We start from the raw sequence: 11,444 nt of genomic DNA, 5'->3' as shown, positions 1-11,444 counted from the left end.
AAGGTTGTCGGCTAGCTCTTTGGCCTCATGACCAAAAGGCTGTTGCAGATTTCTGGATGCCCTTAATTTACTTTTTTATTCAAGCATGGGTAATCTGCAAGCAAAGATAAGCAGCGCAAAAGTTATTTGGTTAAAGTTGTTTTTTGGATTTTTTTGATATGGCCAGCACCACCTTGACGGAAACTCAATTTCGCTCTGAATTAGGTGATTTCAGCAGTATCGTCTGCTTTAAAGCCTTAATATCTGGTTTAGAAGAAGCTCTCGGAGAAAAGGCAGCCTATATTTCTGTTGTTGCAGCAGGACGATTGCGCGGCAAAACCCTAGTCACTGAGCTCGGTTTAGCTGGGCAGAAGCCTGATCTGGCAGCAGCAGCGATCGCGATGAACCAAGCACTTGGGAAAGAAGGAACTCGGCTTTGCATCGTTGACAAAATTGAAGCGTTTGATGATGGCTATCGAGTCTATTGCCGTGAAACAGTCTGCTCTGCTGGTGAACCGCAAGGGGCATCAACTACCTTGTCATTTACGTTAGGTGCTATTCAAGGTGCCTTAGAAACCATGATGGAAAAACGGCTTCGCGGCACCCAAGTCGAATCTGTATTAAGAGGTAGTCAACACGATATCGTAGAACTGAATTTTCGTTAGACCTTAACTTGAATTTTCTTGAATTCTTAAGACTCTAATACCAATTCAATGTGAAGATGAACAGAAAGGCTCAGGCTAGAGCCCCTTAGCTTAAAGGTTTCTTTTTCAGGATGGCCAGCTTTTAATTTGATCTATTTTAAGCTTGGTTGTTACCAATTTCAAGCAGAACGGGTAACCACAATGGAAGTTTTACGTTTAGTTGTTACTGGACCAGTTGGAGCAGGAAAGTCTACTTTTGTACGTTCAATTAGTGAGATCAAGGTGGTTGATACTGATCGCAAAGCCACTGATGAAACGGCCCAACTTAAGCAAAAGACGACAGTTGCTTTAGACTTCGGGCGACTAAAGTTTAGCAAAGATATGGTGTTACATATATATGGCACACCTGGACAAACTCGATTTAACTTTATGTGGGATCTGCTAATCCACAAAGCTGACGCCTACATACTTTTGGTTCCGGCTAATCGTCCCGCAGAACTTCGCAATGCCCGAGTAATTAGCAACTTTATGCAGCAGCGAACCCAAGCACCTATGATCGTTGGCTTTACTCATATGGATTGCCCAGGAGCCTGGGGTGCTAAAGACATAGCTATTGCTATGGGATATGGACGTGTTGATATCAAGCGTCCTCCCATTATCCGAGTTGATCCCACAAATAAATCTTCCGTTGCCCAGGCTACCATCAAATTGGTTGAGCAATTTTCTCAAAATCTAATGTTGAAACGATAAATATTTTCAGGGCAATTTAAATCATGGTAGTTAGCGGGCAGTTATCTAATTTTTCATTACCAGAAGTTTTACAGCTAGTGGAGGATGGCAACAAGAACGGCTTGCTAACGGTGCGCGATCTTCCAGATGCAGCAGATTTTTCTCAGCACCATTTTATTTGGCTGAAGCAAGGGCGTATTGTTGCCGCAGCCAACCGCAATGACCGTCGAGGATTAGCTCACTTGATTGCTCGTCGCAAGCTTCTATCGAAGGCTCAACTTCTACAGCTAATTCAACAGTGTCCAGATCATATGCCCCTCGGTGTTTATATCAAGTCTCAAAAGTTGTTGACGAAAGAACAATTGCAGGGGCTATTCTCTATACAAGTTATTCAAGAAGTTTGCACGTTGTTTGAGCTTCCCGATGGTACCTTTCACGTCACTAGTGATGTCCAAATGCCTTATCTGGAAATGATTGGTACGAGTGTTCCAGCGACTGAAGTCACACTGCCAGGTTTACGCAGTTTGCGAAACTGGTCAGCGCTAAAAGATAAATTACCTGATTTGAGCTCGGGCTTGCTCAGTACAACGGATGAAAAGCCTCGAACACGACTAACTCGTCAGGAGTGGAGTGTTTGGGACTTTGCCAACGGCAAGATTTCTCTGAGTGAGATCGCTCGACGCTTGAAACTGCAAACTGAGACTGTCCGTCGTGTTGCCTTTCGTCTTCTGCTTACAGGCCTTGTGGAAGAGATGCCAGTAGCAAATTGGACTCCACCTAAAAATAAGGAGGACTCTCGGATTGGGGTAGCCTCGTCTAAGGTGCCAAGCGCAGATTTTCTGACTCAAATGATCAGCTTTCTGGAAAAACAGTGTTAACAGGAGAGAGTTTGAGGGCTCACAGGGATCAAGATGACGTGCAACAACTGCTGAGCTAGCGGTAGGCTGACTTAAATAGCTAATGGGTAACCAAACAGAATTCAGTATCAGTGGCTTCCCATAGATTCCCGTTTCTACGGGAGTGACGGGCATCTCTCTAGCGTTATAGGCAACGCAAGCTAGGCACAAAGCCCCATAAAGTCGAGCATTTTTCTCACCAGGCCAGGCTTGGTCACCGCCAAAATGGTTGAGCCACTCTCGAGCACTGTGCTGCCGTTGGGAATAGTCAAATCTTCGTGGGGGTGGGCCTGATAGCCAATAATCAGCGTGCCTGCCGGAAACCGGGGGTCCTGGGCAATTTCGGCTAGGGTGCGACCCACGATTGTGCACTGCTGAGGAATGGGCAACTTTAGCACCTCGACCTGACCCTGCTCAAAGTGCATCATTGCTTCAACCTGGGGATACTCAATGGCGCTCACGATGCGGTTAATGGTGAGTTCGGTGGTGCTGATGGTGTGGGTGGCCCCGGCTAACTGGTAGGGTTCGGCAAAGTCGCGATCGCTCATGCGCACCACTGTCTGCGGCACCCCGTTGTGCTTGGAAAGGGTAACGAGAGCCAGGTTCAAGGCATCTTCCGGCAGAGCCGCAATCACCGCATCGGCCTTGCGAATGCCTGCTTCCAGCAAGGTTGTCGTATTGACTGCGCTGCCCTCAAAGGCCATTACCCCAATCTTTTCGCGGGCATACTGGCAGGCCAGCGGGTCGGTATCTACTATCGCCACGGTATGCCCCTCATCAAGCAAGGTTTTAGCCAAGTCAAGGCCCAGCATGCCAGCGCCGCCAATTAAAACGTACATGACTTCAAAACTCCTAAATAGACGACGAGAAACGACGGTCAAGCTCAGAACGAAATAGCTCCCCAGAGAGATAGATCAACGTTTTGGGCTTTAGTATGCTCACCCCAGGGGACGGCTGTGTCAGGCGTTGGCCCTTTAATTATTGCGTTTTAATGATGATTGCGTTTTAGTTATTCGGGTTTATAGAAATTGTCTAGATGGCATCTCTATGACGTACCCTCCCTTTGTTTACCACCCACGGAGCTACACCATGAAAGGACTCACCGGCAAAACCGCACTGATTACCGGAGCCTCCTCTGGCATTGGTCAGTCTATTGCCATTCGCTTGGCCAAGGAGGGCTGCAACGTGGTGATTAACTACCGCAGCGACAGCGAGGGGGCCGAAACTACTCGCCAGAGAGCTATGGAAAAAGCTTGCCAGGATGTGGAAAACTGCGGTGTCAAATCCCTGCTGATCCAGGGAGATGTGTCTAAAGAGGAGGATGCTGTCTCCCTGGTGCAGCAGACCATCGAGCACTTTGGTCAGCTAGATATTTTGATCAACAATGCCGGTGTGCAGACCGAAAGCCCCTCCGATGCGATCGAGGTTGATGACTTTGACTGGGTGCTCGGGGTCAACCTGCGCGGGGCCTACCTGTGCGCCCGCGAAACCATTAAGCATCTGCTGGCCCAAAACCGCCCTGGCAGCATCATCAACATCTCCAGCGTCCACGAGATCATTCCCCGCCCCCAGTACCTAAGCTACTCCATTAGCAAAGGCGGCATGGGCAATATGACCAAAACCCTGGCGCTGGAATATGCCGCTAAAGGCATTCGAGTCAACGGCATTGCCCCTGGTGCCACCATCACCCCCATCAACGAGGCTTGGACCGAAGACCCGGAAAAGCAAGCCGAGGTTGAGAGCCATATTCCCATGGGCAGAGCCGGCACCAGTGACGAGATGGCCGCTGCCGTTGCCTTTTTTGCCTCTGACGAAGCGGCCTACATCACCGGGCAAACGCTCTATATCGACGGCGGACTGACGCTATACGCCGACTTTCAAGAGCCGTGGTCGGCTTGATAAAACGGGGTGTTGGGCGTCGGGTGCAAGGTGACGGGCGGAACTGTGAGTCGGATACTCGATGATCAAAACCTTTAATTCTGATTTTTGGATCCGACTCCGCGTCACACATCCCAGCCCTTACCTGAAGAACTGTTACACTTCCTCAACAATCGGTATTACCCCCCACTCCCGCGATGATACGATGCCCATCAAACGGTTGAGAGATAGGACTTCATGACTGAAACGCTGACAGGTCAAACACCTATTTTTGGAGGCAGCACCGGCGGTCTCCTCACCAAAGCCCAGGTTGAAGAAAAGTATGCTATCACCTGGACCAGCCCCAAGAAGCAGGTTTTTGAAATGCCCACCGGTGGCGCAGCCTTCATGAACGAAGGTGATAACCTCCTGTATCTGGCTCGTAAAGAGCAGTGCTTGGCTCTGGGTAGGCAGCTGCGCAACAAATTCAAGCCCAAAATCGAAAACTACAAAATTTATCGCGTTTACCCTAGTGGTGAGACTCAGTACCTGCACCCGGCAGATGGGGTCTTCCCTGAGAAGGTAAATGAAGGTCGCGGCGCGGTGAATAGCATATCGCGCAATATTGGGGCTAACCCCGACCCAGCTACCATTAAGTTTAGTGGTAAGACCACCTACGAAGTTTAGGCACGTCATCCTCGGGCTTGGGATAGAGCCGTTTGAGGATGAGACTTTTCAGTGCCGACTGTGACTGTTGTGTTGTTAGGGGCGTAGCTTAGGCTATGCCCCTTTTGCTGTGAGCGAGGCTGTGCTGAGATAGAAGTTGTGTGCGATAGCTAAAGACAGTCCTAGAATAATCGCGTTTTCTGCGGCCCGGCTATAAAATAATTGCCATGATTTTCCCCGACTTTGAGCAATTTAAGACCTACGCTACCCAGGGCAACTTTGTACCCGTGTACCAAGAGTGGCTGGCCGACCTCGACACTCCTGTGTCGGCTTGGTATAAAGTGTGTGCTGGTCAGCCCTACAGCTTTTTGCTGGAGTCTGTAGAGGGGGGCGAAACCCTTGGCCGCTACAGTTTTTTGGGCTGTGACCCGCTGTGGGTGCTAGAAAACCGGGGCGATCGCTCTACCCAGACCCACCGCAATGGCACAGTGGTCGAGCACCAGGGCAACCCCTTCGACACCCTGACCCACTGCCTGGCTCCCTACCAGCCGGTGAAGCTGCCGGCACTGCCTCCCGGCATTGGCGGGCTGTTTGGCTTTTGGGGCTACGAGCTGATCCGCTGGATTGAGCCGACGGTGCCCATCCATCCCCCCAGCCCAGATGACCTACCCGATGGCCTGTGGATGCAGGTGGATAGTCTGCTGATTTTTGACCAGGTGCAGCGCAAAATTTGGGCGATCGCCTACGCTGATCTGCGCGACCCGGATACCGATATGCAGGAGGCCTACGAGGGAGCCTGCGATCGCGTCCGTCAACTCCTCCACAAGCTGACTCTGCCGCTGTCACCCGAGCAGGCTAGCTTGCCCTGGCAGCCGCGCAGCCAGGCCGCCCCGGTCAACTACACCAGCAACCGCACCGCTGAAGAATTTTGTGCGGGCGTCGAGCGGGCCAAAGACCATATCCGGGCCGGCGATATCTTTCAGGTGGTGATCTCCCAGCGGCTTGACACCACCTACCAAGGTGATCCCTTCGATCTATACCGCTCTCTGCGGCAGATCAACCCCTCGCCCTATATGTGCTATTTCAATTTCTATGATTGGCAGCTGATTGGCTCTAGCCCCGAGGTGATGGTCAAAGCTACCCTGGCCGACGACCCCAGCCAGCCCCAAATTGCCACGGTGCGCCCCATCGCCGGTACGCGCCCTCGGGGCGAAACCACCGCCGCAGACATCGCCTACGAGCAAGACTTGCTAGCCGACCCCAAGGAGCGGGCCGAGCACGTCATGCTGGTTGACCTGGGCCGCAATGACCTGGGCCGGGTGTGTCTCAGCGGCACTGTGCAGGTCGACGAGCTGATGGTGATTGAGCGTTACTCCCACGTAATGCACATTGTCAGCAATGTAGTGGGTCACCTCAGCCCTAGCAAAACCGCCTGGGATTTACTCAAGGCCTGCTTCCCCGCAGGCACAGTCAGTGGGGCACCAAAAATTCGCGCCATGCAGATCATCCACGATTTAGAACCCTGCCGTCGGGGTCCTTACTCGGGGGTTTACGGCCACTACGACTTTGAGGGGCAGCTCAACACCGCGATCACCATTCGTACCATGGTGGTGCGATCGCAGCCCGAGGGTGGGCACAGGGTCAGCGTTCAGGCGGGTGCTGGGCTCGTCGCCGACTCAGTACCGACGCTGGAGTACCAGGAAACCCTGAACAAAGCCCGAGGCATGCTAGAAGCGATTCGCTGCCTGGGCGAACTCTAAAGGCACCCTTCGGCCCAGGTTACCGACGGAAACTGCCCAGCGCGGAACTGTAAAACCCGACCTTGGTCGTCAGTTTCAAACACCAGCCGAAACACATCTTCGCCGGGGTCTTTGGGGGTAAAGATTACGGTTTTGCCGAGGGTGACGGGGTTAGCCGTGGCCTCAAGCTGCTGACCATAGACCCGGACTAGGTCGCGCTCGGTGGAGCCAATTCTGATGCCGCTACGCGTGGTGGTCAAGCTACCTGGCCACACATCGACCCGCAAGACTTTATCGTTGATGACCATTAGCCCAATCGGTTCACCATGATCTTGAATTCGGTAGTACTCGCACTCGCCGTTACTGGCATCTGCCATGGTCACTGGGATTAACCCTTTAGCTCGCAGGTCATCGAGCTGCATACCAATGCGAATTGGCCCCAAACCAGTAGTTTTGAGCGGGGCCGCCAACAGCGCCAGGGTGGGTACGGTGTCTACATCAGTGCCAGGGGCCAGAGCGATCGCTCGCTGCATGACTCGCAACGAGCTGAGAGGAGCCAGCACCCCAGTGAGTAACGTATCGGCCTTCGCTAAATAGGGGGAAGCTTTTGAGGGCGTAGCGGCGATGGGTGCCTGACTATGGATAGCTTGAGCAACGCCACGGGGCTGTCGGCTATACCCCGCAGTCACCAGACCAATGAGCGCTATGGCCCCAGCGATCGCGGCTACAGTCCCTGGGTGTTGTTGTTTCCCCTTCACCATTACGATTCAACCAATGTGTGACGAAACAGTGTTACCGCCACCAGCGACTACCCAAAGGGTTAGATTTTAGGCTGGTGTAGCGTTTAGGCATCAACTTGCCCCAGATCAAACCTCAAGCAAGAACTATCATAGTGGGCAAGCTCAGTCAATAATAATTGTTACTGGCTACCCGCCCTAGTGTAGCAGTCTCAGCCCGTTTCCCCCAATGCCCCCGTTATTTCGCGTTTCAACCCAGTCAAAATCGCGGGTTAAGGGATCCCGTAAACTACCCTGGCACCTGCTGATCCCGGCCTGGCTACTGGCGATCGCAGCGGGCGGTGCCCTAGTTGCTTCAAGCCGCCAAGACCCTGGATCATTCATTTATCCCGTGGCGTCCCAACCTCAAGGGCGGGGCCTACGCTCCCTGTTTAACGTTCGTCGTCAGCAATCAGCACCCCACCCCCACCGCCAACCCCTGACGGTGCCACCGCCCGTAGTGCCCCAACCCTTGCCACCCCAGCAGGCCTGGCCCGACCTTCCCCAGGTGCAAACTGAAGCGCGCTTTATCGATCTAGACCCTGACCACTGGGCCTGGCCCATTCTGGCAGACCTAGCTCAGCGAGACTTAGTAGCGGGCTTTCCCGACGGCACCTTTCGCCCCGCCGACCCCATGACCCGCGCTGAGTTTGCCACCCAGATAGCCCAGCTATTTGCCGGACCCCAGGCCTTCTCCTCAGGCACCAGCGCAACGCTCTACCCCGATCTGTCGCCCAGTCACTGGGCCTACGACAGCGTCCAAAAATCAGTCCATATGGGGTTTCTTAACGGTCATCCCGACGGCACCTTTTTGCCCGACCAAACCATCAGCCGCATTCATGTGATTGTGGCGCTGGCCAACGGATTGGCGCTGAAATCGAGTAGCGGAGCAGCGGCAGTATTGGCTCCCTACAGCGACCAAAAGCAAGTGCCCCCCTGGGCCATTCACCAAGCTGTAGCCGCCACCGAAGCTGGTCTAGTGGTCAACTACCCTGATCTCAAGGTCCTCAACCCCAATCAGCCCGCTACCAGAGCTGAGGTCGCCACCATGCTTCACCGGGCACTGGTCTATACGGGCAAGCTGCAAGATGTCCCTTTGGCCTACGTGGTAAGGCAGTAGCAAAAAGGCTGACGTTTGGAGCCTACCTAGAACAGGCAGCCGTCACCTTAAACAGCAGACAGGTCTCTGCCGTTCAGAACCGAGCCGCTGTAGGGTGGGCACTGCCCACCATTAGCGAAACTCTTTTTCAGAAATCTCCTTAATTGAGCTTGTGCCTATGCCTAGAACGAGGGTAGAGAAATGCCGTCGAGGCCGTCTTGTTCTAGAGTCGGTAGCTCTAGACGCTGGCTGCGGCGGGTGCGCATCGCCAACCGATAGCTGACACTCTGCAACTCGGCTTGAAGCTGGCGATTTTCGCGCTGAATCTCGGCTACGCGCTGCTTGACGGCGGTCATGCGATCGGCAAACTTTTGGCGATACACCGTGGGCAGTTCTTGCACCACCTGCTCTAGCATGCGGGTGCGATCGGTAAGTTCTTGAACGGTTTGCCGCAGTTGCAGCACTTCGCCATCCCGGTCTTCGAGCTGGCCCTGATAAAAATCAATCTGTTTTTCTACCCCCCGGAGCTGGTCGCGTAGGGCAGCCATTTCAGCTTGGTGCTGCTCAGTGACTTCTGGGCTAGGCACAAACCCAGCATTGCCCTTCACGAGGCGAAACAACTCCTGGGAGAGCTGCTGAACCAGCTGGTCACGGATGGCTAACTCAGACTCAAGCCGGGCAATCTCGGCCTGGTGCTCACCCATGTCTGTAAATGAAGACTGTGTCACAAGACTACTCCCACACCAACAACTAACCTGCTACTCGATGCCCCAAAACTTGAATCAACTACCCTACCTCAGCCAAACCAATATCAGCTACCGACTCAACCGCCGCACTAGGCTCATAACGGCCTGAGACAAATACCGGAACTGGTCTAACTAGACCCAGGTTTACCAGCAGGGATAAGTTGCTGCTAATTTATAGCACCTGTCAGAAAAGTTGGCACACTAAATTTGTTCAGACTGGCCTAAGGGTTCAAACTATCGCCGGTTCAGCGCGCCCAAAATTGAAGTACCGCCGACCAGTCTTGCCCCTTAGGGTAAACTGGCCGGCGGCACAAGGTGTCATGGGGAACTGAGGTTCCGGGGGCTACTCTTCTTCGCTAACGGCGGCAACCGCGACAGCTTCAGCGGGTTCTTCGACCTCGGCGGGCAAGGGTTCGTCAGACTCTTGCTTGACGGTTAAGAAACGAATCACCTCTTCGCTAAGGCGCATGGCACGCTCTAGGGGCGCGATCGCAGCCCCAGGTCCGGTATAGTTCATCTGAATATAGATGCCTTCACGGTGACGGTCGATTTCGTAGGCCAGGCGGCGCTTACCGCGGTGCTGGGTTTCCAAAATGGAAGCCCCCTGGTCTTTCAGCATGGTCTGATATTTGCCGATGGTGGCATCAATGGCCTCGTCATTGAGATCGGGCCGCAAAATGTACATGGTTTCGTACATGTAAGCTGTCATGAAAACTCCTTGTGGACATAGTGGCCTTTAACAGCCAAAAATGGGCATAAATAAGCGTCTACAACGGCATAGCCGCCCGCTTACCCAAGCCTCCGGGATTGGCGCAAAGACAAGGATCTACAATCATACCAAGAATTAGCAGGCCAAGAGTTAGAAAATTATGGCGCAACGCTACGTTAGGGTCCAATCTCAAACTGGGCAACTGCACTATGGGCTGCTGCGCCCCGATCGCAGTGTGCAGGTGCTAGATGCGCCACCGTGGCTTCAGGGACAGCCCACGGCGATGGAACTGCCCCCGGAGACGTATGCTCTGCTTGCCCCCTGTGCCCCTTCCAAAGTGGTGGCTGTCGGTAAAAACTATCCCGACCATGCCGCCGAAATGGGCACCACCACCCCGCCCGAACCGCTGCTGTTCATTAAGCCCTCAACAGCAGTCACCGCGACGGGGTCACCGATTTACTACCCTTCCCAAACCACCCAGGTCGACTATGAAGGCGAGCTGGCAGTGGTGATTGGCGATCGCTGTGCTCATGTGCCGCCCGAAGAGGCCCGTAGCAAAATCTGGGGATACACTATTGCCAATGATGTCACCGCCCGTGACCTGCAAAAGCGCGACGGGCAGTGGACCAGGGCCAAGGGCTTCGACTCCTTTTGCCCCCTGGGCCCCTGGATTGTGCGAGAGCTTGGCCCCGACGCCAAACTTCAGACCTTTCTGAACGGTCAAGCAACGCCTGTACAGTCGGCCTCCGTTGAGGAAATGACCTACAGTCCAGACTTTTTAGTGGCCTACATCAGCGAAGTGATGACGCTACTGCCGGGGGATGTCATTTTAACCGGCACCCCGGCAGGGGTTGGCCCCTTAACGGTGGGAGACCAGGTCAGAGTCGAAATTGAAGGCATTGGAGCCCTCGACAACTCAGTGGCGTTGCGACTCTAACGCCCCCCTGCCAAGCGATCACCAGCATGAGTTGTGGGGGCAATTACAACGGCTACCGCACCTGCATGTGCACAGCTTCAGACAAGGTTGGAATTTCAGCGTAGAGGCCCCTAAAGGTCTGTACCAGAGAGAACCCTACCGAAATCAGCATGCCTAAAAACAGCACATTGGCCAGGGTGCTAAAGAGTAGCTCTCCAAAGATACTGGGGTCGAGCAGACCCAAAATGAGACCACATACCGCCAGAATAATGCTCAGCAGAATAGCCTGCATTGTGTTAAAGCGAATGAATCGGCTGATGTTTTCGTTGCGCACTACCAGCAAAATCAGGGCAAAGAACACAATCAGGCCAAAGAACGGAATTGTGCCCTCTAGAGTGCCATAGAGGGTAATCAGCGGAGCTAGAGGCAGTAGCAAAAACCCAAACACCGGAAACTGATTAATCAGCTGAAAACCGTAGGGCAACCCAGCCGTAATCGGCAGAATGTAGGGAAGAGCCGCCAGAATGCGATCTAAAAAGGTGGGGTTGGGGGAACTGCTCCAGGTCATGATGTGTCTCCAGACGACAGGCTAAAGGCTACGGGGCTATAGCCATACCATATCGTAAATCCAAAATTGACGAGGGTGCACGAGAAACTGCCAGCACCCAGTCTGAGGTTAAGGCGACCC

At 53.6% G+C, this 11,444-nt stretch carries 13 protein-coding genes; 8 read left to right on the top strand and 5 right to left on the bottom strand.

Annotation, left to right across the window (positions count from 1 at the left end; translation table 11 throughout):
* The first annotated feature begins 158 nt into the window (after nucleotides 1–158).
* From RRF56_RS18145 to RRF56_RS18135, 3 genes are all read left to right on the top strand, one after another.
* Complete coding sequence (locus tag RRF56_RS18145; protein ID WP_317034568.1) at nucleotides 159–644, top strand: hypothetical protein; 486 nt, start codon at nucleotides 159–161, stop codon at nucleotides 642–644.
* Nucleotides 645–824: 180 nt separating this feature from the next.
* A complete protein-coding gene (locus RRF56_RS18140) occupies nucleotides 825–1,373 on the top strand; it encodes a GTP-binding protein (RefSeq protein WP_317034567.1) in 549 nt (182 codons plus the stop codon).
* A gap of 23 nt (nucleotides 1,374–1,396) precedes the next feature.
* A complete protein-coding gene (locus RRF56_RS18135; RefSeq protein ID WP_317034566.1) occupies nucleotides 1,397–2,230 on the top strand; it encodes a DUF4388 domain-containing protein in 834 nt (277 codons plus the stop codon).
* A gap of 179 nt (nucleotides 2,231–2,409) precedes the next feature.
* On the opposite strand, the gene RRF56_RS18130 is transcribed toward RRF56_RS18135, so the two are convergent.
* Nucleotides 2,410–3,087 (bottom strand): TrkA family potassium uptake protein, encoded by a 678-nt coding sequence (locus tag RRF56_RS18130; protein ID WP_317034565.1) that lies wholly within the window; start codon nucleotides 3,085–3,087, stop codon nucleotides 2,410–2,412.
* A gap of 250 nt (nucleotides 3,088–3,337) precedes the next feature.
* On the opposite strand from RRF56_RS18130, the gene RRF56_RS18125 reads away from it, so the two are divergent.
* From RRF56_RS18125 to RRF56_RS18115, 3 genes are all read left to right on the top strand, one after another.
* Nucleotides 3,338–4,147 (top strand): glucose 1-dehydrogenase, encoded by an 810-nt coding sequence (locus tag RRF56_RS18125; protein ID WP_317034564.1) that lies wholly within the window; start codon nucleotides 3,338–3,340, stop codon nucleotides 4,145–4,147.
* A 216-nt stretch (nucleotides 4,148–4,363) separates the two neighbouring features.
* Nucleotides 4,364–4,792 carry a photosystem I reaction center subunit II gene (locus tag RRF56_RS18120; protein WP_317034563.1) on the top strand — a complete coding sequence of 143 codons (429 nt, stop codon included), beginning with the start codon at nucleotides 4,364–4,366 and terminating at the stop codon, nucleotides 4,790–4,792.
* 206 nt (nucleotides 4,793–4,998) lie between these two features.
* Complete coding sequence (locus tag RRF56_RS18115) at nucleotides 4,999–6,531, top strand: anthranilate synthase component I family protein (RefSeq protein WP_317034562.1); 1,533 nt, start codon at nucleotides 4,999–5,001, stop codon at nucleotides 6,529–6,531.
* Here the strand turns inward: RRF56_RS18115 and RRF56_RS18110 are convergent.
* Nucleotides 6,528–7,271 (bottom strand): hypothetical protein, encoded by a 744-nt coding sequence (locus tag RRF56_RS18110; RefSeq protein ID WP_317034561.1) that lies wholly within the window; start codon nucleotides 7,269–7,271, stop codon nucleotides 6,528–6,530. The two genes, RRF56_RS18115 and RRF56_RS18110, sit on opposite strands and share 4 nt — an antisense overlap.
* 205 nt (nucleotides 7,272–7,476) lie before the next feature.
* On the opposite strand from RRF56_RS18110, the gene RRF56_RS18105 reads away from it, so the two are divergent.
* Nucleotides 7,477–8,406, top strand: coding sequence for an S-layer homology domain-containing protein (locus RRF56_RS18105; RefSeq protein WP_317034560.1), 930 nt, complete (start codon nucleotides 7,477–7,479; stop codon nucleotides 8,404–8,406).
* Nucleotides 8,407–8,567: 161 nt separating this feature from the next.
* On the opposite strand, the gene RRF56_RS18100 is transcribed toward RRF56_RS18105, so the two are convergent.
* Nucleotides 8,568–9,113: an Npun_F5560 family protein gene (locus RRF56_RS18100; protein WP_317034559.1), complete on the bottom strand. Its 546-nt coding sequence runs from the start codon at nucleotides 9,111–9,113 to the stop codon at nucleotides 8,568–8,570.
* A gap of 361 nt (nucleotides 9,114–9,474) precedes the next feature.
* Nucleotides 9,475–9,840, bottom strand: coding sequence for a 30S ribosomal protein S6 (gene rpsF / locus RRF56_RS18095; protein WP_317034558.1), 366 nt, complete (start codon nucleotides 9,838–9,840; stop codon nucleotides 9,475–9,477).
* Between the two features lie 160 nt (nucleotides 9,841–10,000).
* On the opposite strand from rpsF, the gene RRF56_RS18090 reads away from it, so the two are divergent.
* The gene (locus tag RRF56_RS18090) at nucleotides 10,001–10,777 is read left to right on the top strand and encodes a fumarylacetoacetate hydrolase family protein (protein WP_317034557.1); all 777 of its coding nucleotides are present in this window, start codon (nucleotides 10,001–10,003) and stop codon (nucleotides 10,775–10,777) included.
* A gap of 52 nt (nucleotides 10,778–10,829) precedes the next feature.
* On the opposite strand, the gene RRF56_RS18085 is transcribed toward RRF56_RS18090, so the two are convergent.
* Nucleotides 10,830–11,324 carry a Tic20 family protein gene (locus tag RRF56_RS18085; RefSeq protein ID WP_317034556.1) on the bottom strand — a complete coding sequence of 165 codons (495 nt, stop codon included), beginning with the start codon at nucleotides 11,322–11,324 and terminating at the stop codon, nucleotides 10,830–10,832.
* Between the last annotated feature and the right edge of the window lie 120 nt (nucleotides 11,325–11,444).

Source organism: Nodosilinea sp. E11 (assembly GCF_032813545.1).
Lineage (GTDB): Bacteria > Cyanobacteriota > Cyanobacteriia > Phormidesmidales > Phormidesmidaceae > Nodosilinea.
This window is presented reverse-complemented; position numbering and strand designations above follow the sequence as displayed.